The organism is Pirellulaceae bacterium (assembly GCA_019636385.1).
Classification (GTDB): domain Bacteria; phylum Planctomycetota; class Planctomycetia; order Pirellulales; family Pirellulaceae; genus Aureliella.
Genome location: JAHBXT010000008.1, coordinates 41,511 through 65,870, shown reverse-complemented (window position 1 = coordinate 65,870; position 24,360 = coordinate 41,511). Strand labels below are relative to the sequence as shown.

The following is a 24,360-nucleotide window of genomic DNA, read 5'->3' as shown; positions in this document are numbered from 1 at the left end:
GCAAAATGCTGCGTTTGAAGTCAAGTATTTACCAGGCTGATAAACCGCCTATTAGTAGCTAAGGGAATATTCACATTGAATGCTCACCTAAGTGCGGTCGTTGGAGGGCGGCCAATAAAAACGGCGGCCACCGTTGATGGGAATGGTTTGCCCAGAAATAAACTGCGCAGGGGAGCTGGCAAGCCAGCAAATCGCTTCTGCGACATCGGAGGGCTGCCCCCAACGCTGTGCCAGAGCTTCATGAACTGCGCGCTGGACCCAATAGTCATCAGCCTGTTGGCGACCCCATTGGGTCTGAATCCAACCCGGAGCGACGCAGTTCACACGAATATGTGGGGAGACCGACAGGGCAAATGCCGACGTAAAGGCCATCACAGCCGACTTTATTGGGCAGAATAACTGTCCAGCGTCTCCTTCCATGCCCAGGTTGGCCTGATCCCAGCCTACATTGACAATGCTTGGCGCGACAGCGCTGCTGGACAACTGCATCATTCGTGAGGCCACCAAGCGGCTGAGACGAATCGTGCCAGCGACATCAACGGCCCAGAGCTTCTGCAGCTTGGTTTCAAAATTGTCAGTCAGGTGTGGCTCGGTCAAAACGTCTGCACCAGCATTGTTTACCCACAGGTCGATGCGCGGTAGCCAATGAAAGCATGCATCTACCAATTGGCGGCATGAACTTGGGCAGGTGAGGTCGGCAACGATGCACCGCACTGCATTCGGATTTTTGCAGGAGCTTTCGCGGTTGGACCTCGACCTCAATTCTTGCACCACCGACTGCAGGGCTGACAACTTCCGATGACCGTGAATGACTACCTGATACCCGCGACTTACAAGTAGTTCAGCGGTGGCTAGTCCGATACCAGAGGAGCTACCGGTCACGACGGCGTATGGCATGTTAGGTTGACTCGAAGTGTTGGCGTCGTTGAAGTCGATTCGTCCCATTCACTGGTCTTGATTGTAGTGCACCATGCGAGATTCGTGGGTGAACGTCTCTGAAAACGAAGGGGACATTCACAACGATACTTAGTGACGCAAGTCACGATTACAAAACAAAAAAACCGCTGAGGCCGGGGCATCAGCGGTTCTTTGGGCACTGATATGCCGGGTGAGACATTCAGCGTTCAATCGAATTTCTTAGGCCCCGCGAACGGGCGATCGAGTTCGCCTTAGGGCATTGGAGTGGTGCCCAGTTCGGGATTGCCGCACATGTGGAAGTGGTTGTGGTCGATATACACAACCTCCACAGCTTCATCGTTCTCCAGTGTGTAAGGTACTGGCCAACCATTAATGATCCGCTCGCTAAAGTAGATCGTGCACTTGTAATGCGCATGATGCAGACTGGCCATGCCGATCAACGGAATAAATCGTGGAGGATCGGTGTAGTCGGCGATCTTCTCTTTGACAATGCGCACTCGATTACGCTGTCGTTCGTGCAGCAGCGGAATGCCGCCGCGAACCGGTCGAGCGCGTTCGAGTGCCTGCATCACTTCGTCATCGCTGGGCGGATCCAGCGCTACCGGGGTGCCTCCGGCTGTTGTCGGACCGAGAATCGGAACACGCTGATAGCGCTTGTGATTGTGAAAATCCAGCTCTTGCTGATCCTGTGTGTGGGGACTCACTAACAGCGGGATTCCAACGCAGCCGCTACATGTAAGCGCGCAGGCTGTTAACACAATGATTGTCAAGGAAAACTGGTATGATCGCGTCATCGAACGATCCCTCGTGTCCATTCAGTGCTTGTCGAAGGTTTGGCAGCAGCCCGTGGCCCACCCGGCAAATACACATTCCGCTCTACTACATGCACAGTTGGTTCATGCGAAAGTAGATACGAAATCGGCTGCTGGCTCCGATCTAATTGCTATATCGTTGTTAAAGTGCGCAAAACTTGCGGGTTTTTCAGATTTTGCTGAGCTAATCCGGTATTGGGCGGTGGCTGCCGGATATTGCTTGCATTGTCTCGTCGGTCATTCAATGCCTGATAGATGCGTTCGTCCGGCAGGCACAACTGCCAATGCAGACGCGACCGCCATCGAGTCCTAGCCCGGTCGTCGAGATCAACCAACCAATTCTGGCCGTCTGCAAATGACTTGACCCGGCAGAATACTGGGTGTCTGCCGGGTCAGCGGGACGGGTCACGCGATTTTTTCGAGGCTGTTACAGGCTTGTCACATGCTTACGGACTCACGAATCAAAACGGCTGATTCGTTACTTGCTAGTGAAGTCCAAATACCACAGGCCATCATCCCATTGCAGGCATACCTTGCGCCAACCCAACGGAACTTGTGGATAGGGATAAAACGGTCCAATGTAGGGCCACGCCGAGGGGCTGTACTGCTTCGGATAGGTGACCGCAGCATAGTTGGGGTAGGCCGCGTAACTAGGCCAGGCATAATTGGGCAGGTTCGGTTGATCGTAGCGCGGAGCGCCCATACCAATTTCAGCACCGCCGTACTGCATGGGAGCCGGATTGTTGACAACCGCTCCGCCTCGCACCATATGACTTGCCAGGCCGCTAGGAGCAAACGGTTGAGGTGCTGTAGGCATAGGATGTCCCATGACCGGCATGCTGGCAGCTTGAGGTATGGGGCGCTGACTGGTCGGTACCGGAGACGGCGGGACAGGTTGCGGAGCCCCAGCGCTCATCGGGTACTGAGGTGTGTCAGCCGAAGCGGGTTGCACACGGTTTGCGCCGCTAATGGAGATTTCATCAATAACTCGCGACACGCCAGGCGTATGCCGAGCGACATCCAATACCAGTGTCTTCTGGGCCTCAGTGGCAACGCTGCCTCGCAGCCAAACATCACCATGGATCGTACTGATATCCAGTTCAAATCCACGTAGCTTACCTGCCGACTTGGCCCATGCGAGCTTGTCGTAGATTAGATCGGTTACTGCAATGTCTTCACGTGTAGGACTGGTCGAAGCCGGAGCTACTCGGTCGTTTGAACGATCAGCACCTACCGCCTGAGAGGTTGGTGTGGCAGGTGTCGTACGCATGAAAATATCATTGACCACGTTATTGACGCCCACAGCGTTGGCCGCAGCGGCCGTAATCAACGTTCGCTGCTTGTGATTGGCAACTTCGCCGGATAAGTAGACTACGCCTTGGTCTACCTGGATATTGACGTCAAATCCTTTCAGCTGCCCGGCTTGCTTGAAATGTTCCAGCTCGGACAATACAGCTTGAGCGATCTCACGGTCTCCGCCCAGCGCCCAGGCCGGCGCCGCAGCCGTAATCGACGCCATCAACGCGCCACAGAGAAATCGTCGCATCGGAAACCCCTCCTAAGATCTTTGCTTTCGAGTATCCACAATCGAGTCAACTGCCAAGGCAGAACTGGTCTAGGACTCACGTCGACCAGTGCCAGGCGGCATCGTATTTGCGGGAATAAATGGTCCTCAGGCAGACGCACGCTATGTGTCGCCACGTCGCTATTGCTTGAGATAAGTCCTAGTCACGTCGACCGTGCGCGTTGAGGGTTCAACCGCCCTAGCCTATCGGCCCCCGGCAGCGCATGGTCTCACGCGCTTCCGCTGCGATCAGTTTTCGCAGAATGTGCCGACGCGCATCAAAAGATTGCCCCCCTTTGTGCACGGTCGCGACTTCCAAACAGACACCATTTCACCGGAACTGTTGAGAAGTCTATCCGGGGTTAAGTTTCGGCAAGCGATCCTGGAATCAGGTAACGTTTTTTACAATTTTGACGGTCTAGCCAGAAAAATCAGATAGACCTCTCAGGTCGCAGCTTTCTTACACAACAGTCAGGCAACATCGGTAAAGTTTGCGGGCGCCCTGGCGGCCGACGCCCAGAGTGTGGCAATTCAAACACTGGGTGTGGCAATTCAAAATAATTGACTTAAGGCCGCACGAATCGGCGTATCCAACCAAGCAATGCTACTAACAATGATCCACACACAACCAGGATGGCGGCCAGGGCGCCTAGCCGGGGGCGAATTGAATACAAGATGATCACTATCACCACAGCCGCTAGCATTGTTCCGCGAAGGCGTTCCCAGCCATACCGCTCCAGTTGAGGAGCCGCCAACCAGGCGATGCCCAGTACCACGGCCACCTTCCAAGTGGTACCCGCGATGAATCGTACACTGCCAGCGTCCAGTGATGGCACAAAATGGACAGCGACTCCGACTGCAGCCAACAATACAGTTATTCCAGCTAGCAACGCGCGCTGCCATTGCTGCTCGGCGGTTGGGGTATGTTTTCGTGACGAGGGCATGGAGGTCGTTTGCAGAGAGTTAGAGCTGACCGAGCGATTCCAGCCAGCGCGCTAGTGTGGCGAACGGAACCGTATTCCACTTGCTGGTGTCGATGTCGGGAGCGACCACAGCATGAGTCACGTAGCCGAGCCGATTCAGCCGTTCGACCAGCGGATCCAGAGGTTTGTCAGACACAAACAAGAAATCCATGGTTTGCAACGGTGCCCCGGGCTGTCTAGGTGCGAATGACCGCAGCGCGGTACCCAGTGTAAAGACTCCGGCCACTCGCTGGCTGTGCATCATGCCAGCCATGATCGCCAACTGCCCACCAACACCAATCCCCCCAATCACCGTACGTCTTGAGTCTAAAACATACTCTTGCTCCAGCCTCGCCAGTAGCCGCGCGGCCAACTCGATTTCGTCGCGCGACCAAGCCTGCGGATCCGCCGCTGCCGGAGCAACGACGATCCAGCCATAGTTCTTGGCGAACTCTTCCCATTGGCTCTTGAGCCGTTCTGAGTCAGTCTCGCCAGGTTGACCAAAGAGGATTAGACACCCCAGCGGTCGCATGCCCACAGCCGGAGGAATGATCGCCGCGATCTGGTTGGGGATGTCAGCTAGTTTTAATTCGGTTATTTGTGCCTTCGCATTCTCGTCTAGCTGCCCATCTGCACCGGAGTAGACGATAACTGGCCAATCTTGCTCAGGCAATTGCGCCGGCCAGCTTTGAGGTTCAATAGTAACGCTTTTCGAGGCTGGGCTGTCCGCTGGGCGAACCGACAATGTTAGTGGGATTCCCAGTTCGGACACGGCCAGTAATTGGGCCAAATCACTTGCGCTTCGTAGCGGCTGTGCGTTGCAGTCCGTCAAGAGTTGGTCGGCACGCAGTCCGGCGCGCTCTGCTGGAGAGCCTTTGGCAACCGACGTTACTTTCAATCCATCACTGGCTGCTTCTACTCGCAGTCCCAAATAACGCCGACGATAGGTCGGGATTTCCGCCACAAGCTGGCAGTTGAGTGTTACGCGTTTGCCGTCTCGCAATACGCCCAGTTCGAACTGCTGACCGGCGTCTGTCTGGGCTAGTGCCTGTCGCAAATCGGCCAATCGCTGGACGGCCATCCCCTGGGCCTGGATGACCACGTCGCCGCGCAAGACTCCGGCCCGAGCCGCCGGCGATCCGGGCGCTGAACCCGACAATCTGACAGGACCTTCCAGGTCATTCTGCGAGCGTGCGACAATTCCCAAACGACCGGGATGAATGTCTTCGCCAGCTTGCATGGTGGGCAGCCGTTGCAAAACGTCTGTTAGTGGTATGGCGAATCCGATTCCCGAATCATACAGAACGGATCCGTCGCCCTCCAGCATTTCACTGGCTGCAATTGGAGCTAGTATTCCAATCACCTGCCCGTGGAGGTCGACCAGCGGACCTCCGTAGTTGATTGGTGAAACTTTAGCATCGGTCTGAACGGCGCGTCCGTATGCTCTTCCCAATGCGCTGATGATGCCGTGCGACTGAGTTATGGATTGAGGGTCGTACGTTTTGCCGATGGCAATGCACCACTGCCCTACCCGCAACTGCCCTAGGTCGCTGGCGGGAGCTGCGGGCAGTACAGCTGCGGTTTCCAGCTTCAGCAGAGCCAACTCGCGCGAAAAGTCGCGGGCGACGACTCTGGCTGCCACGCGCTGGCCATCGCCTAAAGCCACCAGAATGGATGCTGGTTGTTGCCGCAAGGCATGCAGCGAGGTGATGACCCAGCCGTCTGAACCCACGATAGTGCCTGTGGTTGGACCTTCGGCGACAGATTGCTCCTCAATTCTATCAAGGCCGCCAAACGTTTCGATCTGCACCACGTACTTCGATGCGCTGTCAGCGGCCTGGCGGAGCGCTTGCTGTTCAGCCTGCAGTATCACGCTATCGTCGGTTGTCTGCGCAAACGCGGTCGCAGCATATCCGGTCCAGGGCCAGCCCCACAGCACGGCATATAGCACCAAGCGGTTCAGTGGCATCTGCTTGTGGACGTTACTCATGGACGAATCACCAGCTCCTTGAGTTCACTGCCGCGCTGAATCATCAGCGAAACGGAATCACCCTGATCGATAAAGCCCAACTCCTCGAACAACAACGCTTGCGCAGGCACTCGACGGGAATTGACGAACAGAATCAGGTCATCGGGCTGCAGACCGGCTGCTGCGGCTCGCGAGCTGGGTTGCACCAAGTCCACGTACGCCGGCGTTTTGTTGAGTACATTGGGAATCAATCCAATACCCAGTAGCGACAGACTGGTTGGCCGATCGGCTGGACGTCGAGTCGCCTGAACACGGGCAATCGACTTGCCCTCGACTAGACTGATTGCCGATGCCTTGAATTGGCTGACGGGTATCGCGTAGTTGATCCAAATATTGGCGCTAGTATCGCGTAACTCTTTGCCCAAGATGCCCAACAGTTGTCCCTGCAGGTTGGTTAGCGCGCCGCCGGCGGCACCGGGGTTGTTGGTCATCGCATCCACGATTAGCGCTGGACCCTGATACACCGATTGAAAATTGCCACGCCGCGCCCGCAAGGGGGTCACCGTCATGACAACTCCTTTTTGAACGCTTAAGCGTTCGCTGCCGGCAGCAATCCCGAACAGATTGCTAAAGGCCAAGACCCGCTGCCCTGGCAGCGCATCGGCCGCGTCGTCGAATGAAAAGTAGGCTGGTGGCGGTTGATCGGCCTTTAACACAGCAATTTCAAGATTGGGATCAATACCCAATACCTGAGCCTGCATTCTTCGACCGTCGCTAGTCACAGCGATAACGTCGGCTACATCCAGTACTGTGCTCCATACCGTAGCGATGTGCCCCTCTGCCGAGAAGAAGAATCCGCTTTGATACGCATCCAATGCCGCTCGGCCCGCACCATATAATTTGACCGTTTTCAGTTCGCTGGTCAGCGATGTCTGATGCACCGAGCCCAGTTCGGCCACTTGGGCTAGTCCGCATCGCGAGCACAGACACACGCCTAGAAAAATCGACCACGTTAAATCTTTAACTGCACGTGCGACAAGATACAACTTGCCGAAACCATCATGGATCAAGTAGCCACCGTTGCTAGATGGTGGAACTGCACGGAACCCGACTCCACTCATGGTGATGACTCCTCGGCGGGTTGCGCCGCCTCTGCATCGGTACTGGCCGAGTCGGCAGGAGACTTTAAGCCGATGTCTGTTTGAACTATTTCGATGGCCAATGCGATTTCCGCGCCGTATTGCAGTCGAATTCGGCTGGGAAAACGATGGCTCGGCGAATCGCCCACCGGTCCGTACCGATCCAGATAGACTTCAGCAGGATCGACGCCTTCGTCGCCATAAACCTCAATTAGTGAAATCGCCTGATTGCCCGAATCCCAATGATAGCGAACGCGAACGTCGTACCAGCCCGTTTCTATAGCATGGTGCCACGGTTGTTCGGCCAAACGTAGCGATTGAGTTTGATAGACTGGCAGTCTACCAAGGTATACAGAGTCGCCAATCTTTTCTGGACCGAGCAGTAGCAATTCTCGCAGGGCTCGCATCGCCACCAATAATCCGCCCTGCTTACGCGCAGCGATTGCGTCGGATAAGGTACCACTTAATTCGCTGCGACGGCTACCCAACTCAATGGCCGCGCCATCGGCACCTATTTCTAATTCGACGGGTGTAGACTCACCCGCTAGACGTCCAGAAATCTTCCATATGCCAGACGCGGAAAAATCGCCCAGGGATTGCACTTCGGACCATACTTGTTGCCGTAGACGTCGATTGTAGAAGTAGTTGGAAAAGCCTGGTCTGAGTTCCAGCATGGATTGAACTAATTTTCTGTTTGGTGCAAGTTGTGCCAGCTCAGCGCTGCTGGATTCGCTGTCAGGCTCATTTTCATCGGCTGCCGAATCGTGACTCTCGGACGCATCGGAATCATGCTTGTCTGGCTCGCCGCGCTTTGGTTTTTCCGGGTGAGGTTTCTTGTCTGGTCTAGGTGGTCCGCCGTCCAATCCCATGCGCACGATTTCAATCAACTGGGTTGTTGAGTGCACGCCGGCCAGTCGTACCAACAACGTTTGGTTTTGTCCTGCGCGGCGAATTTCGACCGGCACACGCAGTTCTCTGGGCAGCGTTCCCAGAATGTTTTTGAAGACATTGGCGCTGGTGACCTCGCGATCGGCCAGTCGCAGGACTTCATCTCCGTAGCGCATGCCGCGCCGATAGGCGTCGCTGCTACTGAGTATATTGCTAACCAACACCCGGCCGGAATCGTCCGAGGACACCGTCGCGCCCAATGTTGCGTGATCCAGCAGACGTCCGCTGTGTAGCAAATTCAGAAAAGTACGGATCTGGTTGATGCTGATCGCGTATCCCACACCGACATTGATGCGTCCGCGCTTCTCGAAGGAGCAGCGTCCGTTGATGCCAATGATTTCACCCGCCAGATTGAACAGAGGACCACCTGAATTTCCAGGGTTGACGGCAGCATCGGTCTGAATGCAATCGGCATATTCCAGGATTGTGCCTGCCGGGTATTGGTAGCGCCCCGTACCGCTGATCATTCCCAAGCTGATCGAAGGCTGGAGGTTGGAAGCCAATCCGAAAGGGTTGCCAGCGGAAAAACACCAATGGCCCACTTGCACTCGGTCGCTATCGCCCAGGGGCGCAGTCGGAAAATCGTCGCGCCCAAGCAGTTGTATCAGCGAGAGATCGCCCACCGCGTCTACGCCCACGATCACCGCGTCATACATCCGCCCGTCGCTAAGTCCGCAGCGCATGTGATCGCCGCAAGCGCTGGACACGTGATAATTTGTCAGAGCAAATCCGTCCGGGCTGATTAGCACTCCACTGCCGCCACCCCCGCCGTCCAGCCCAAAAACTGACACGGTGGCTGCAGCCGCTCGCTGCATAATCTGAATGCGACTAGCCTGCGCCACCAGCACTTGGTCAGGTACCGATGCCGTCGCCTGGTCGGCTGAGGCAACTTGGCACGGGGCAGCCAGCGGCATGACAGCCAAGAACCAGCCGAACAGGCGGCCCACACATTCAATCTTCGATAAGCGGCCATTCATGGCAACAGGTCAACATTCATTTGCGAGGCACAGACTTGCAAGAACGGGATGAAACGGTTAGCCGTTACTTCAGCAAACGTATTTCTTCCCACACTACCACGTCGCCAACCGGGAATTGGACTTGGGGGATGACGCTCAGTTGGATGCGCGTGTCCGGTTGAACGTCCAAGTTCAATTCCACCCTCTGCCTGGGTTGTTCCAACAATTGCTCCCACAACACTTCATTTTCCATTTTGACTTGAGCCTTGCAGGCGGTGAAGCGGTTGCCCGTAGGTGCCAAATAGACCGAACCTTCCAATCGACAATAGTCCTTGGGCACGCGATAGGTAACCGTTCCGCTGCCAATAAAGCACAGACTTGGACCATTGCCTTTGGGCAACTGCACAGTCTGAGCGCCAAACAACTGCTCACCGCCTACGATTGGCAGCTTGAGTTCCATGCCCGCCAGTCGCTCGTGAGCCAACGGCGACAGGTCTGCGATGTACTTTAGGCTGCCAACCGAAAAGTCGATTTCCAGCAGGCTGTGCAATGGTAGGTTGACAGTGGCACCGCCAGTTAAAGCAAGAGTAACGGTATCGCTACCAGCCCCACATTCCAAGCTGGCAGCATTCCATACATTTCCCCAAACGTCGCGGACGACACCACTGGTTGTTGCGGCGGCTATCGCTGGATTCAACAGTCGCAGCCCAGCCAGTTTCGCACGTGGTGCTGCTATCTTCTGACCAGCAAAGTCAAATTCAATTGTCTCGGGCCCTATTTGCCCAACTGAACCTTCGATCTTGTCCAGCGACTCGGGCGAGCGAATCAAGACTAACGTGTCTCCGCTGATCCGCGAATCCATGATCGCATCCCATTGATTTTGCTGGGCCGGGCTGAGCGCCTGAAATTGGACAGAGGCCAATTGACGCATCGAAAGCGTGACTTTTGTCTCTGGCCCCAGGTCAAGGTCCAGATTCGCCTCGCTACTAACGACGGCACGTGGAGCAATGCGGCTACCATCCAACAGTCGAATGACGATCGACGACGACGGACTCTGTTCGACGCGGTGCCCGGGAAATCGCAAGCTGCGCAGACTTGTCAACGCTATTTGTCGTGACTGGCCGCCTACAGTTAATTCGATTTGCCGCGAGCCCAACGACACCAGTTGAGCGGTGGAGGGTGTCGTCGCTTGGGCTGGGAAATATTCGATCGTGGTTGGCTGCGACGCCAATAGGCACGTGAGGAGCAACCCAACCTTGCTGAGCAGCATTCAAATTCCTTCCAGTAATTGGATCAATATACGTCCATGAGACGAACCAAGCGAGTGATTGCAGATTCCTAATTATAGATGTCACCACAGTGTGGCCTACCACGCACGCAGGCACACACGGAAAAATTGTTACGATTGCAGGCTGGTGAATCTGCCCTGAGAAGCGTGTTGGGCCAGCCGTTGACCAATCGCATTTGTAGAAAAAACCGGCCAAGACAGGTTGCGGATTTTCGTTAATCTGCTTAGATAATAGGCTTCCAGCCAACCGGTGTAGCGCACCGCCCGTGCATTCCCATCCAGTTGGCTACAGTTCGGTGCAGCGGCAGTCCACATGGTAACCAGTCGGCGATTCCGGCTTGGAAATCAGCGTGGCCTGTTCAGAGAAAACTGTTTTAGGAAAACTGTTCAGAGTGCTCTTTGTAGAATTGGGAGAGCTCTGTAAGGTAGCAACCGGAATTCGGAGAGGTGGCTGAGTGGTCGAAAGCAGTTCATTGCTAATGAACCGACCGGGTCAAACCGGTCCGCAGGTTCGAATCCTGTCCTCTCCGCTTTAAATCGTTGCGCTTGGTCGCAACCTGCCGTTTTCTCTGGAAATTTGGCAGTTCTTGCTCACTGGCTGCAGCGCTTTGCGGCCAAGATCTTCGGCGGCTGCACCGGAATCCGGTGAGCGGCTGTCGTCTATTCCAGCGGACTGACTTGGACAAGCCGCTCCGCAAATCGCCGCAGCCAGTGATACTAAAGTCGTCATCGAGAACAAGCTGGACTGAGAGCTAACCTTTGTTCGGGAGCATTCAGGCATGAAATGGCTCGAGGTGCACCAGCACGCCTCGGATTGCCGGAAAGCCATCTAGCAGTCGGCTCTTGACGGTGTGCCCAATGTGATGGCCTGCATCGACGCTGAGCGTTGGAGCAACCTGAATGTGAATGTCGACAAAGTATTCGATGCCTGACTTACGGATCCATAACTTTTCGATGGCCAACACCCCGGAGGTTGCTTGTGCGGCCTGACGCACTGAATCTATCAGCCATGGATCGGCCTGCACATCCATGAGTTCACTGGCGCTTCTCAAATATAAACTGGTTGCGGCCACCAGGATGAGCATCACCACTACCAGCGCGGCTGTTTCATCCGCCCACATCCAGTTCGGCCCACCCAGACGGATGGCGGACAAGCCGACCAAGACTGCCAGAGCACACAGAGCGTCGCTGCGGTGATCCCAGGCATTGGCGATCAGCGCCATCGATCCGGTACGTCTGCCAATGGCTAATTTGTAGCGAAAAAGAGCTTCCTTGATCAGCACATTGGCACCGGCGATCCAGAGCGTCCACCACGGCGGCACACCGTGCTGCACCGACAGCCGTTGTAAGGCCTCCCAGCCGACCATTGCGGCAGACATGATGATTAGCAGCGAGACGGACAATGCCGCCACTCCTTCGGCTCGCGTATGTCCATAGGGATGTTCTTGGTCGGCAGGACGCTGAGCCACCTTCAACGAGTACAAGACGATAACGGTGGTTACCGCGTCGCCCAACGAATTGACTGCATCGGCTACTAACGCAAAGGAATTGCCAATGAGTCCGCCCGTTAATTTGGCTATTCCCAAGCCCAGATTGACGCACAATCCCAGCCAACTGGCGCGTTGTACTTGTTGATAGAGCGGTCGCGATTGTGGATTGTCGTACATGGTCACTGATGGTGTCGAGGCGAGCTGCTGGCCGTGACTTTTGGCCGATCGACATCGCCTCACGCGAGTATGCTGGTGAGTACGTGGCCATGCACGTCGGTCAAGCGAAAATCACGGCCGCTGTAACGGTAGGTGAGCCGGGTGTGGTCGATGCCCAGCAGATGCAAGGCTGTGGCCCACAAATCATAGACTTGGCAAGGGTTCTGGACGGCATAATATCCCAGTTCATCGGTCGCGCCCAAGATACTGCCGCCACGGATACCCCCGCCGGCCAACCATACGGAGAATCCCATTGGATTGTGATCGCGTCCGTTGGCGCCCTGCGAGAATGGCGTTCTACCGAACTCGCCGGCCCAAACAATCAGCGTCTCATCCAGTTTGCCGATGCGTCGCAAATCCTGAATCAGGCCCGAAATTGGCTGATCGACTTGGCGGGCCATCGCCCGGTGGCCGCGTTCAAGTTCGCCATGTTGATCCCAAGGATTGGGTGCATTGCCCGCGCCGATGCCTTCGTTCAGGCAACTCAGTTCGATAAAACGAATACCGCGTTCAATGAGCCGTCGCGCGAGCAGACATTGACGAGCATAACCGGCCTGAGTTGGATTGCTGGAATCAACCCCATACAGCGCCCGTGTTTCGGCCGTCTCACCTGAAATGTCGCAGACTTCTGGAACCGAAGTCTGCATGCGAAAAGCGGTCTCGTAGTTGGCCAGCGCGGAAGAAATTTCCGGCGAGCTTCCTACGCTGGCTAAGAAACCTTGATCTAATTGCTGCATCAGCTTCAGGCGTGGCCGCTGCCAGTCGCTGGAATCCAGAGGACGAATGTTGGCGATGGCCGAGGCTGCGTCGGCGTTGAGAATCGAACCTTGGTGCAGCGCCGGCAAAAAGCCGTTGCTGAACAGGCTAACTCCACCATGCGGAGGGACCGCTCCGCCGGATTGCAGGACCACGTAGCTTGGAAAATTTTCGTTCAAATTCCCCAGTCCGTATGAGCACCAGGCACCGGCACTAGGGTGTCCCATGAATGGGAAGCCACTGTGCATTAGAAAATTGCCTTGCGCATGCTCGCTGACAGGAGTCGTCATTGAGCGCACGACCGCTAACTCATCGGCGACTTTGGCAATCTCCGGAAAAAGCTCGCTGATGTCGATGCCCGACTGCCCTGCCCTGTGAAACTGAAACGGGCTGGCCATGATCTTGCCGTTGTCATTGAATTGAGTGCGACGAATCGGTACTGGCATCGGTTGTCCATGCAAGCGCTGCAGTTCAGGCTTGGGGTCAAAGGAGTCGATATGCGAGACCCCCCCCGACATGTAGCAAAAGATGACATGCTTGGCCTGAGCCGGATGATGCAGTTGCGGCAGCGCTGCTGATTGGGGCACTGCCATGTCCTTGATGCCCGGGTTAATGCTGTCGTCGGCTGTTGTAGGTGTGTGGAGCAGCGCCGCCAGCGCTGCGGCACCGAACCCAAGCGAGCCTCGTTCCAAAAAAATACGACGAGAGTGTAATGAGGAGCGTCCAGGTTCGCAGAGCCCGCTGGCACAGCTTGAGTGGAGTCTACGGAACATAGATGAACTCCTTGAGCGTGAACATAGCCCGAGCTAACTCAGTCCAGCAGCGCAGTTCGAGTTCAGTTAGCCCTGGATCTTTAGAAATCTCATTGTCTGATGGCTGTCGGCTCTCTTCTAGATGTTGGCGAGTCGTCCTCAGAAATTCTTGAGCGGCGGAGGTCTCGTCTGCCGAAGGTGGTCGCGCCAGACTGCTCTCGAACATTTGAACAATTCGAGATGGTTCCTCCGCGGTGGCGCTAATCACCGATCCTGCCCAACGTTCAGCCAACTTTGAGACCAGCGGATCATTCATCAAGGCCAGCGACTGAGCCGGTACATTGGTGTGGTCACGACGTCCGACAGTCGTAAATGGTTCAGGAAAATCAAATGTCCGCAGCAGCGGCACCAGCGCGTTGCGCATGACCGGTAGGTAGATGCTCCGCCGATATCCATCGGGTTGCCCAGGAGGACCGAATGCTGTTGTGTCAAGTGTGCCTGAAACTGCTAACAGAGCGTCGCGGAGCGCCTCGGCCTCAAAACGCCGAATAGTGGCGCGACCCAGCCAGCGATTGTCTGGGTCAGCCTCGAGTGAGTGGTCCGATAGGGTCGAGCTGCGCTGCCACGTTTCCGACAACACGATCTCGCGGATCAATGGCTTCAGAGACCAGTTGAGCTGAACCAATCGGTTGGCCAGCCAGTCCAACAGCTCTGGGTGTGATGGCTGATCACCTAGCCTGCCAAAGTTATCAGGAGTACTGACGATGCCTGTACCAAACAGATGATGCCAGACGCGATTGACCAACACGCGCCGCGTCAGCGGGTTTTCGGCATCCAATACGCGATCGGCCAGTTCCAAGCGACCACTTTGTTGGGTCTCGAATGCACGACCATCGATGGCTTCCAGAAACCGTCGGGGCACTGGTCGCTGAGGAGAGTGATGGTCGCCGCGCACGAGCAACGGGAAATCGCGGCCGCCGGCTTCTTCTAGACACGGGACACGCGTGGCAACTAGCACCTGCTCCTCGACGGCGCGATACTGCTGAACCAGGCTGAGGCATTCCGCATTTTGCAAGTCATTGGGCAACACTCCACAGGCTAGGCACAAGTCTAACAACTCAGCTTGTTCGGGCGCGAGTGTGGCTTGTTGCCAATCTTGAATGGCCTTCTCTGTCGCAGCCGACATCTGCTCAAGCCAAGTCGAGCGACTCAAAGTGGCAGATTCAATCGTGTCCATGTTGGCTGCCAGCCGCTTGATCAGCGTGGACTGTTCAGGTGGTCGAATGCCTGTGGGTAGCACACAAACCTGTTGAACATGGAACCAACTGCGGGACTGATCTCCCGTCAACAACGGTGCGTCACTGGAGGTAGTGAGTTCAACATGCAGACTATCGCCAGCCCAGTAACTGAGGTCGCTTTGCATCCAACGCAGGCCCGGTTTGAGGGGATACACCGGATAAACTGTGCCGTTGCGGGGGTAATGCTGGACCGCATAACGCATGGCGGCGCCCCCATCGCCTTCGCACAGCACCCATAGAACGCTGTCTGGTGGGCAGATGAAATCTGGAGAACTCAATCGAGCCGCCTCTTTGTCAGACAGAGTTCGCGAGCAGACTCCGCCACTCAGCATGGCTGCCACAGCGCGATCACCGTCCAGCGATACGACAAACTCTCCGCAGCCAACTGGTTGCCGATGTTGATCTTGCTGTACCCCCGAGCCGACGCAGTGCCACTGCGATAGCTCAGCCGGTTGACTCAAATCCCAAGCAAGGGCAGGCGACACCTTGCTTCCGTGCTGGGCCTCGACCGTCTCTTTGCGACGTTCAGTCCACGCAGCTCGCAGACGTTTGTCAGCGTCGGTGCGCTGTTTGTCTGGTTTTTCCAGCGCAGCATCCAGCGCAGCATCAAGTCGTTCAGGCAATTCGGGAACGACGCTTTGCCAGCGTCGCACTAGCGCATCGCGTAATTGCCGCTTGATACTTTCAAGTGCCTGATGATGCTGGAAGATAGCTTCAGGTGAGTCGGCGGTCAGGCGGCCCGGTCGGCATGAGGACAAGATGCCGAACAGGGCGTAGTAGTCGGCCTGACTAATCGGGTCAAACTTATGATCGTGACACCGGGCGCACGACACGGTGAGGCCCAAAAAAGCCTTTGAAAATGCGTTGATCTGGTCATCTGTGAATCGCACGCGTTCTTCCAGAGCGTCGACTGGTGCAAATCCATGAAACACCATTCGCCAGTGAGCGGTGGCGATCAAGGCTTGGTTCAGCCCCGTCTGGGGATGGAATTGGGCGGGTAACAAATCGCCGGCAATGTGCTGGCGAATCATTTGATCCAGTGGAATTGACTCGTTCAGCGATCGTATCAAGTAATCGCGGTACCGCCAAGCATTGGCAATTGGCGGATCACCTTCGCTGCCGTGCGACTCGCAATAGCGTATCCAATCCATCCAATGCCGCGCCCACCGCTCGCCAAATCGCGGATCATCCAACAGGCTATCAACCAGTTTTTCGATCATGGCCACATCGCTTGCCAGCGCCTCATTCCAGCGATGGAACTCTTGAAGGTTGGGTGGTAGACCGATCAAATTCCAATACAGTCGGCGGATCAGAGAGTGGTTGGCTGCACGTGGGTTGGCAGGCACGCTGAGCAACTGCAATTTCTGAGCGATAAACTGGTCGATGGGTTGTAGTCCGGAATCTGGAAGAGGAGGTGGTGCATGGCTGATTGGTTGAAAGCTCCACCATGACTTGCGAGATTGAAGAATGTTAGACCAATCGTCCATTTGAGCATTTGGGTCAATGGACGGTGGCTGTTCGCGCGGGTCGATCGCCCCTGCGGAAATCCAACTGCGGAAATCGGCCAGAATTTCTGGGCTGAGTTGCAGGCCGTTGGGCGGCATCTTCAAGTCGCCCGAACGATGCTCAATGGCCGCCAACAATCGACTTTCATCGGGTCTTCCAGGCACAACGGCTGGCCCAGAATCGCCACCGCTCAGCAGTCCCTCGCGGAAGTCAACCGCCAGTCCAGACTCGCGAGCCTCAGTTGAATTATGGCAGGCATAGCAATTTTGGATCAGAATCGGACGGATGCGAGATTCGAAGAATTCAAGGCTAGCAGCATCCTCGCCCCAGGCGATGGCTCGCGAAAGCAACCAGAGTGCAACAGCCAGGGAGCTTTCGCGAAATGCCATAACATGTTTGGGGTCAGAGGGGAGAGGCTTTCAATCTAGTCCTCTCATTATATCGACTGCAAGCGGGCTAGGGTGGCTGGAGTCGAATGGCTATACAGTGAGTTGGCCGTTCAGGGAGAAATCGGCTGGCGACCCGCCCTCAGACTCGCCTGACGATATATGTGTAAACCGTTTTGGTTCGTAACGCTTGGCACCCCGACGCGGGTTCTCCCGCTAGGGACGCAATATTGGTAGGACACACGACGCCCGGTTTCAAGGCGTTTCGTAGGAACGCGATAATCCCATATCCACAAATCACCTGCTACCAATATCTCGCTCCTGACGGGGCTGGGCGGATGTTGTGGCATTTGATTGCAACGGTAATTCTTCAACTGCCACTTGTATTAGATCGCCAACAGCGACTTCAACTGACGCGTAAACTGCTCCAAGGCTCGGCCTCGGTGGCTCAGTACGCTCTTTACGGTATTGCCCAGTTCGGCAAAGGTTTGATGGTACTCCGGAATTTCAAACAGCGGATCGTACCCAAAGCCGCCTTGACCACGCTCGTCGAGCAGGATGCGTCCCCAGCAGCGACCTTCGGATTCGATGTGAATCCGGCCCGTGGGATCTGAGAGGGCGATGGTGCTTACGTAGAAGGCTTGTCGCTGGTCAGGTGCCCGGCGGTTCAGTTCGGCCAACAGCTTTGCATTGTTGCGCTGGTCGGTGGCACCCGGATCGGAATAACGTGCCGAGTAGACGCCGGGTTCGCCGCCCAGGGCTGGCAGGCACAGGCCACTGTCCTCGCCAATCGTCCACTGGCCCAGATGAACGGCCTGCTGACTGGCCTTCAGTCGCGCATTTTCGATAAAGGTCTGACCCGTCTCGGCTACTTCAATCGCGTTGGCTACATCCGCCAGCGATAGAAGTTGAAAGCCCAGCGGTTCGAGCAATAGCCTGAGTTCGAAGCACTTCTTTGTATTGTGAGTGCCGAGGATCAGAGTCGATGGTGGTGGATGCACGGTAGGTCTGCAAGAGCCAAGCGGTCGTGGATGGAGACGACCATGCTACCGGAACAACGATCCGCTGTAAATTCGCGATGTCTGAGCGCGCGGCACGGCGGTCGCCTTGCCTTCGATGTCGAACGGAATGCGATCTTCTGATTTGAGTGACAGATTGCGGCTGACCGCGCCGGTAGTTGGATCGCGAGCCGTAACCTCACGGTAGCCACAGAACTCAGCCAGAATGCTCTGAATCTGTGGATCGTACTGAAAAGTGCCATTGATCTCCTGGCCTAAAGAATCAAAACTGCCAATCATTACATAGCTGCCATAGCGATCATGAAACTCGTAGGCGTCAACGCCGCGTTTGCGAAGCGATGTGGTCATCTTGTGAGCTTGATTGGCCGCCCTATCCAGTGCGCTGCTGGGATTGGATATGTTCGTCTTTGCTTTGGCGGCGACAGTCACGACTTCTGGACCTCGAAACGAAGCAACGCGGACCGTAAATCGGCCGGGACAGTCCAGCACGCTGTATTTGACCCATTCTTGTCGATTCAAGTCTTCAACAAAGGAATCGACCTTGGGGGCCTGAAAGAAATCGTCCGGCAGCATCGGGTTGCGAGTTAGAAAGGCGATGCCTCTGCCTTGCATCCCCTCGCTTTCTTTTGCAGGCTGAAAGGCCCTCACTTTGGCCAATATTCCGTCAATCTGCGGGTCATCTTTGGAGTGAAACTCGCCAGCCAACACTGCGACAGATTGCGGATTGGTGTGGTTGGCGTACCGAATCGATAACTGTTTCGGAACCAGCTTGCCCAACGAGTCGGTCAGCATCAGTTCACTGACCCCCATTTTGTCCGACGTCTCTGAAGCACGCGACAGGATGAAAGTTGGAACGCGCAGCGATTCCTGAAGCGCCGACGCGAAGGCAGACGCGCGGGCTCGCGCAGTGTCGCCAGTAAAAGTGCCAGCCAATATGAGCCAAGGGCCATGTTTGTCTTGGAGCTCTGTCACCGTCGAACCGGCCCCGCGCTTTTGAAACATCTTCTTCATGACGTTTGCAGGCTGAGCAAACGTGGTGTTCCATGAAGTCAAACAACCTGCGATGAGCAAACTGGCTCTTAGCAGTCCAACGCGATTCATTCCCGGCATACTCACTGGTTCCATTTGCATCCGCTTCAGGTACAGGCGAATGTCAGTTACATAGCAAGAACCGCTCTATCAGAGCTACCGCAAATCACGCTTAGGCGCGCGGTGGTTGAAAATTTACCGAGGCGACTGTCGCCATACGCTGGGCTTACGCGGCATTTATTTCTCCAGCGCCGCTCGCGATATCTCTTCTGCCTGACTTTAAGAGCATCGAACGCTAGCGTTGTCTGGGGTGGTGGGGTGTGTGGGGTGCTTGAGGGGTATGGGTGGTGTAAGTGGTTTCTTCCGAAAAAGGTGACGCTAACGAATCGGTAGGGGGATTTTATGAAAAGGATTGGGAAGAGTATGCCGATTAATCCATCTGAGTCGTGTTGGGCGCCGAGGTATCGCCACAAGGGCGTCAACATACAAGCAATGCAGTCATAACGCAGAGCAAGGAAAAGGTTAATACGATGAGACGACCCGAAGGGAAGCTGACAATCCTGCCAAATGGAATGCAGAGCTGCCAAGCAATGGCGAGAATTCTGTCCGGTACCGTGCTCTGTGCATGCACAGGTTTAGTCTCTATAGCCCAACAGCCATTCCAGCTCCCATCGCAACAGACTTTCGCGGGCGACAACAACACGCTTAGACCCACCGTCGGAAACGAGCTTCCGGGTGTACCAGGGACACTCCAGCCAGAAGCTTCTGTGACCGTGCAGACCTATCAAGTTCCCAGCCAGTTGTCCGGAACGGTGGGTGCCCACCTACAGCTCAAATACCACACAACGCCTGGGGTGACGATTACCACCGATCCCAACACACAACAGTTAATGGTGGTGGCCCCTCCAATCATCCAGGCAGAAGTGTCGGAAGTGATAGGCAGATTGCTCAAAGACAACCCCGCTACCGCCAGCGATCGAGGTCTGCCTGCTGCAACGCACCAAGAGAGCGTCTACATTCTCAAGAATCTGTCATGGCGGGAGCTGGAAGATGCCATTTCCAAACTTGTCGGATCGAAGATCAGTGTCACCACGGAGCGCAACGGCGAAGTCGCACTGCTAAAAGCCAATAACCAACAAGGCGTCAATGATGTCTTTCGAGTGGATCGTCGGACGAATCAATTGACTATTCTTGGACCACGTCCCAACGTATCGTCATGGATTCGCGTGATTCATAGTTTGGATCAAGGGCAAGCCGACCGTCGAGCTACGACGCACGTTGTTCCACTGGCCCCTGCGCAACCGCGGAGCGTGCAACGCATGATTCGGCTGGTCAGTGCACAATTACCGAGTGAACAGGACGAAGAATCAGAAGGCAATTCGTCGCAGCAGGGGGATCGCCAAGAAGCGGTCACGGCTCTGGGCAGCGTCGATAGTCTGTCTGCCGCTGGCGGGCTGTTGGGCGACGTGCAAATCGAAGTCGTCTCAGATATCGGTCTGATCATTGTTAAGGGTGCTAAGCGGGACGTTGAGCGAGCATTAGCGGTTATCGATCAAATCAAGGCTCAAGCCAAGATTACTGAACCGATGATTGAGGTGCTGCAACTGCAACATGCCAATTCGGAAGCCATCGCCGACGAGGTCACGCGATTGTATGAGAACATATATCAACCTCGTCAGGGAACCGTCAGCATCACCGCCTTGGTTCAGCCCAACGCGCTGTTAATTATTGGCCGCCAGGAGATCGTGGATTCGGTCAAATTGTTGGTCGCCAAGCTGGATCAGCCCTTGGAGCCACAGGATCAAATGCGCGTCATCCGACTGAAACACGCTTCGGCCGTTGACTTGGAGGGCCGCGTGCGTGACTTTTTCGTGCAGCGTCCAGGCAGCGATCAGGAAAACCGCAAATCGCTGGGTACACGAGTGCGCGTGACCAGCGACTATCGCACCAATGCCTTGATTGTCCAAGCATCTCCGCGAGAATTGACTGAAGTTGAAAAACTGATTCTGGAACTAGACGTCGAAGGTAGCGACACAGAGAATCGCGTACAAGTCTTCCGATTGCGTCACGCCATGGCCGAAGATTTGCAGCGTGTCATCCAGCAAATCGTGACCGGTCAGGTGCTCACTAGCCCCACCGGCGGCGGCGGAGGGGGGCTAGGCGCTGCACTGACGGGGGGGGCCAGCGCTGCCAGCAGCGGTTCATCGGCAGCCTCGACTCCTAGCGGGCGATTGAGCATCATGACAGTTGATGGTGCCAAAGTCGAGTCGGGCGTCCTGGCAGGCGTCGTGATTACAGCCGATCCAAGCGTCAACGCAATCGTGGTCAAGGCTCCAGCGCCTAGCATGCCGCTGTTGTCCAAACTGATCGAAGAACTGGATGCGCTGCCCAGTGCCGAAGCCAAAGTCAAAATCTATCAACTTCGCAACAGCGATGCCACAACAGTCGCACTGACTCTACAAAATCTGTACGGCTTGGCTCCCACTGCAGGCCAAGGAGCGCAATTCAGTCTGCAAAACAGTTTTGTGAACAACCTCGCCCGTAGCGGACTGACTGCGGGTGGAGAAAGCTCGCTTGTGCAGCTCAAGATTACGCCAGAGGCACGCACCAACAGCGTCATTGTCAGTGGTGGGGAAGGTGATCTGCGGGTGCTGGAAGCCATGATCCTACGCCTGGACGAAGATGTCTCTGACTCACGGCGCTTTGAAGTTGTCTGGTTACGCAACGCGGATGCGGAAACGGTTGCTCAAGCCTTAACCAGCTACTTCCAAAACTATTTTTCCACTCAAAGCCAACTGGTGTCGTCGGGGGTGATTAGCGCTCAGGAAGCTCTCAATCGCCAAGTGCTTGTTGTACCAGAAGTAGCTACCAACAGCCTGTTGCTTAGCGCCAATCGGGAATTATTTGAAACTGCTATGCGGCTGATTGAACGCATGGATCGCCGGCCTCCAATGGTAGCCATTCAGGTCTTGATGGCCGAGATTGAACTGAACGACTCGTTCGACCTTGGTGCCGAATGGGGGCTGCAGGATAGTTTGTTGTATAGCAGAGGCACCACGACGGCTGGCACGTTAGGTTCGCCTATTTTTAACTTGCGAGCCCCCACGGCGCCTTTGCCGCCAGTTGGCGCAAAAAATATGGCCGGCCAGGCCATGAGCACGTTCGGCACGGGACGAGCCAATTCGGACGGTGTCGGTGGCCTGGTACTGTCGGCTTCAAGTGAGTCGGTGGGAGTGTTGGTCCGTGCACTGCAAACGGCTGGACGTTTACAGGTACTCAATCGCCCTCAGTTGACGACACTTGATATGCAAGAGGCTACAGCAACCGTTGGTGGCTTGGTGCCGCGTGTGACCGGCATTAGTCAGGCTGGCGTTGGGGTGCCGCAACAGATTCAGACTTCGGACGTCTCCGTAGGATTAATTCTGGCGGTTCGCCCCCGAGTCAGTCCTGACGGACTTATCCTCATGAACGTTGGTGTCGAGAACTCGAGTGTGGGTGATCCTAATGCAGGTATTCCCATCGGTTTCGGCTTGGGAGGCGAAGTCATTCGATCGCCAATCATCAATCAAACTCGGGCCGAAACTGTGGTCAGCGCCTATTCTGGGCAGACCGTTGTGTTTGCTGGCTTGATTTCCAAGACACGAGCCTCAACCCGTCGACAAATACCATTCCTGGGCAGCCTACCATGGGTTGGAGCCGCGTTTCGCTTTGATACCGAAACAGAAAGCAGAAAAGAGCTGTTGGTGGTCCTAACCCCGCGCATCATACAAACCGACGAGGACTACGAAATGCTCAAGCAAGTGGAAAGCGCTCGAATGAGCTGGTGTCTGGCTGACGTGGTCAACCTGCATGGCGACGTGGGCCTGTCAGGAGGCAACGGTCTGTGGGGGCCGGCGCGTTCTCAGATGTTGTACCCCGATACCCCACAACGCAGTTTGCCAGATCGCACTCTGCATCAGCGCGGAGATTACTATCCGCTGCCGATGATGCAAGATGAGCAATACTTCGATCCCGGACAGTCCGCTCCTGCACCTCTCCAGCAGCAGCCCGATGCCGAATCATCGCGACGTGCGCAACCAGAATTGAAGCAAGCCGTCTACTCCCTGCCGGTACAGACTTTACCAACAGCCGGTCGGACCGGAAACAACTGACGTAATCGTTCTCGCGATGTGCAAGCTGGGACAAGCGAAGCCAAATCATCGGTACAGCCTGGCCTACAGATAACGGTTGGAATCGAAGTGAACATTGAGCGCAAGCAGGTCGGGCCTCAGGCCGGCCCACCACTTGTGAGAATAAAAATTGAAATGGATTGATATTTGATCAGTTTGGAACTTGCGCTGATACAAGGATGGAACAAGCATGAAACGTTTTGGCAAACGAGTTACACAACTATTGTGTTGCACGCTATGCATTACGGGGACCGGATGCAGTTCGTGGAATGGGGCGACATCCAGCAACAAGACCTGGAATCCCAAAACGTGGTTTAAAGAGGACTTCCAAGAGCCGGCTTCGGTCGCCACTATCTGGAAGTCCGACGTGATAGCACCTCCTGGAGAGGCCGAGCAGAGCGGCTTCGGCGGGCGGATCTATTTTTACAACGAGCGTTCGCAAGCCATCCCTGTTGACGGGGACTTGGTCGTACACGGATACGTGACGACTCCCAGCAGTCGCAAGCAAGACAAGGTTGAAGCTGAACAAAAATTCACCTTCTCTGGCGAGCAGCTGGCCAGCCAGTACAGTCCTTCCGATCTGGGAGCCTCGTATAGCGTTTGGGTGCCATGGAGTTCAGAGGGCGGTTATCGACAAGAAGTTACGCTCATCGCTACTTTCAAGTCCAAGCAGGGAACGGTAGTACAAGGATCTCCCACCCGACTATTCTTGCCGGGAGCATCGCCGATCGAGGGTGACAAGAGCGATGCTTCTGCGGTGCGCCCGGTTTCCTACCAACGCCAAAGCCTGCCGACATACGATATCGCCACTCCGGCAAGTACTTCGGCGGCGACCTCGACCCGAATCACAACCATCGAGATACCGCGTGAATCACAACTGGGTCGCCACAGCGAAGGCGTTCGCGTTGGTGGCGGACAAGGTGCGCCAATGAATCATTCGTCGTCCTACCCAATGCCCAGTGAATCGCCGTCTGCGGATTCATCTACAGATGACAGGGCATCCGGTGTGTCTGTTGGAGCAGGTCACAGGCTGCAAGCAGCCAATCTGCCAAGTGTCTTGCCGTCGTTTGAGATGCAAACACTACCGCCTCCACCAGCCACAGCCATCCATCGCTAGAGTGCGATTTATTCCCAAGTAAGGCTCGCCATAACGTGGCTCTTCCTTGGTCATTCAGTCTCTAAG

Annotated in this window: 15 protein-coding genes and 1 tRNA gene; 3 read left to right on the top strand and 13 right to left on the bottom strand. The window is 55.6% G+C overall.

Going from position 1 to position 24,360, the window contains the following annotated elements; all coding sequences use genetic code 11:
* Positions 1-87 precede the first annotated feature (87 nt).
* The 8 genes from KF752_20865 to KF752_20830 all read right to left on the bottom strand — a co-directional run bounded on the left by KF752_20865 (position 88) and on the right by KF752_20830 (position 10,538).
* Complete coding sequence (locus KF752_20865) at positions 88-897, bottom strand: SDR family oxidoreductase (GenBank protein ID MBX3424016.1); 810 nt, start codon at positions 895-897, stop codon at positions 88-90.
* A 272-nt stretch (positions 898-1,169) separates the two neighbouring features.
* A complete protein-coding gene (locus KF752_20860; protein MBX3424015.1) occupies positions 1,170-1,712 on the bottom strand; it encodes a hypothetical protein in 543 nt (180 codons plus the stop codon).
* 496 nt (positions 1,713-2,208) lie between these two features.
* Positions 2,209-3,276: a BON domain-containing protein gene (locus KF752_20855; protein MBX3424014.1), complete on the bottom strand. Its 1,068-nt coding sequence runs from the start codon at positions 3,274-3,276 to the stop codon at positions 2,209-2,211.
* A 584-nt stretch (positions 3,277-3,860) separates the two neighbouring features.
* On the bottom strand, positions 3,861-4,238 hold the full coding sequence (locus KF752_20850; protein ID MBX3424013.1) for a hypothetical protein: 378 nt from the start codon (positions 4,236-4,238) through the stop codon (positions 3,861-3,863).
* Positions 4,239-4,257: 19 nt separating this feature from the next.
* Positions 4,258-6,246 carry a PDZ domain-containing protein gene (locus KF752_20845; protein ID MBX3424012.1) on the bottom strand — a complete coding sequence of 663 codons (1,989 nt, stop codon included), beginning with the start codon at positions 6,244-6,246 and terminating at the stop codon, positions 4,258-4,260.
* Positions 6,243-7,346, bottom strand: a complete 1,104-nt coding sequence (locus tag KF752_20840) for a trypsin-like peptidase domain-containing protein (protein ID MBX3424011.1) — start codon at positions 7,344-7,346, stop codon at positions 6,243-6,245. Before KF752_20840 ends, KF752_20845 begins: the two co-directional genes overlap by 4 nt.
* Positions 7,343-9,289 (bottom strand): trypsin-like peptidase domain-containing protein, encoded by a 1,947-nt coding sequence (locus tag KF752_20835; protein MBX3424010.1) that lies wholly within the window; start codon positions 9,287-9,289, stop codon positions 7,343-7,345. Before KF752_20835 ends, KF752_20840 begins: the two co-directional genes overlap by 4 nt.
* A 64-nt stretch (positions 9,290-9,353) precedes the next feature.
* Positions 9,354-10,538, bottom strand: a complete 1,185-nt coding sequence (locus KF752_20830) for a hypothetical protein (protein MBX3424009.1) — start codon at positions 10,536-10,538, stop codon at positions 9,354-9,356.
* 459 nt (positions 10,539-10,997) lie between these two features.
* Here KF752_20830 and KF752_20825 point away from each other — a divergent pair.
* Positions 10,998-11,086, top strand: a tRNA-Ser gene (locus tag KF752_20825).
* 243 nt (positions 11,087-11,329) lie between these two features.
* Here KF752_20825 and KF752_20820 read toward each other — a convergent pair.
* From KF752_20820 to KF752_20800, 5 genes are all read right to left on the bottom strand, one after another.
* On the bottom strand, positions 11,330-12,223 hold the full coding sequence (locus KF752_20820) for a cation transporter (GenBank protein ID MBX3424008.1): 894 nt from the start codon (positions 12,221-12,223) through the stop codon (positions 11,330-11,332).
* 59 nt (positions 12,224-12,282) lie between these two features.
* Entirely contained in the window at positions 12,283-13,791 is a 1,509-nt protein-coding gene (locus tag KF752_20815) for a DUF1501 domain-containing protein (protein ID MBX3424007.1), read from the bottom strand.
* The gene (locus KF752_20810; protein MBX3424006.1) at positions 13,781-16,963 is read right to left on the bottom strand and encodes a PSD1 domain-containing protein; all 3,183 of its coding nucleotides are present in this window, start codon (positions 16,961-16,963) and stop codon (positions 13,781-13,783) included. Before KF752_20810 ends, KF752_20815 begins: the two co-directional genes overlap by 11 nt.
* A gap of 383 nt (positions 16,964-17,346) precedes the next feature.
* Entirely contained in the window at positions 17,347-17,961 is a 615-nt protein-coding gene (gene rdgB / locus KF752_20805; protein ID MBX3424005.1) for an RdgB/HAM1 family non-canonical purine NTP pyrophosphatase, read from the bottom strand.
* A 45-nt stretch (positions 17,962-18,006) separates the two neighbouring features.
* Positions 18,007-19,080 (bottom strand): hypothetical protein, encoded by a 1,074-nt coding sequence (locus KF752_20800; protein MBX3424004.1) that lies wholly within the window; start codon positions 19,078-19,080, stop codon positions 18,007-18,009.
* Between the two features lie 458 nt (positions 19,081-19,538).
* On the opposite strand from KF752_20800, the gene KF752_20795 reads away from it, so the two are divergent.
* Positions 19,539-23,159 carry a hypothetical protein gene (locus tag KF752_20795; GenBank protein ID MBX3424003.1) on the top strand — a complete coding sequence of 1,207 codons (3,621 nt, stop codon included), beginning with the start codon at positions 19,539-19,541 and terminating at the stop codon, positions 23,157-23,159.
* A gap of 208 nt (positions 23,160-23,367) precedes the next feature.
* Positions 23,368-24,294: a hypothetical protein gene (locus tag KF752_20790; protein MBX3424002.1), complete on the top strand. Its 927-nt coding sequence runs from the start codon at positions 23,368-23,370 to the stop codon at positions 24,292-24,294.
* The last annotated feature ends 66 nt before the right edge of the window (positions 24,295-24,360 follow it).

Coding starts and splice junctions, on each gene's coding strand:
- KF752_20865 (MBX3424016.1), bottom strand. CDS start 897: ATGCCATACGCCGTCGTGACCGGTAGCTCCTCTGGTATCGGACTAGCC.
- KF752_20860 (MBX3424015.1), bottom strand. CDS start 1,712: ATGACGCGATCATACCAGTTTTCCTTGACAATCATTGTGTTAACAGCC.
- KF752_20855 (MBX3424014.1), bottom strand. CDS start 3,276: ATGCGACGATTTCTCTGTGGCGCGTTGATGGCGTCGATTACGGCTGCG.
- KF752_20850 (MBX3424013.1), bottom strand. CDS start 4,238: ATGCCCTCGTCACGAAAACATACCCCAACCGCCGAGCAGCAATGGCAG.
- KF752_20845 (MBX3424012.1), bottom strand. CDS start 6,246: ATGAGTAACGTCCACAAGCAGATGCCACTGAACCGCTTGGTGCTATAT.
- KF752_20840 (MBX3424011.1), bottom strand. CDS start 7,346: ATGAGTGGAGTCGGGTTCCGTGCAGTTCCACCATCTAGCAACGGTGGC.
- KF752_20835 (MBX3424010.1), bottom strand. CDS start 9,289: ATGAATGGCCGCTTATCGAAGATTGAATGTGTGGGCCGCCTGTTCGGC.
- KF752_20830 (MBX3424009.1), bottom strand. CDS start 10,538: ATGCTGCTCAGCAAGGTTGGGTTGCTCCTCACGTGCCTATTGGCGTCG.
- KF752_20820 (MBX3424008.1), bottom strand. CDS start 12,223: ATGTACGACAATCCACAATCGCGACCGCTCTATCAACAAGTACAACGC.
- KF752_20815 (MBX3424007.1), bottom strand. CDS start 13,791: ATGTTCCGTAGACTCCACTCAAGCTGTGCCAGCGGGCTCTGCGAACCT.
- KF752_20810 (MBX3424006.1), bottom strand. CDS start 16,963: ATGGCATTTCGCGAAAGCTCCCTGGCTGTTGCACTCTGGTTGCTTTCG.
- KF752_20800 (MBX3424004.1), bottom strand. CDS start 19,080: ATGAATCGCGTTGGACTGCTAAGAGCCAGTTTGCTCATCGCAGGTTGT.
- KF752_20795 (MBX3424003.1), top strand. CDS start 19,539: ATGAGACGACCCGAAGGGAAGCTGACAATCCTGCCAAATGGAATGCAG.
- KF752_20790 (MBX3424002.1), top strand. CDS start 23,368: ATGAAACGTTTTGGCAAACGAGTTACACAACTATTGTGTTGCACGCTA.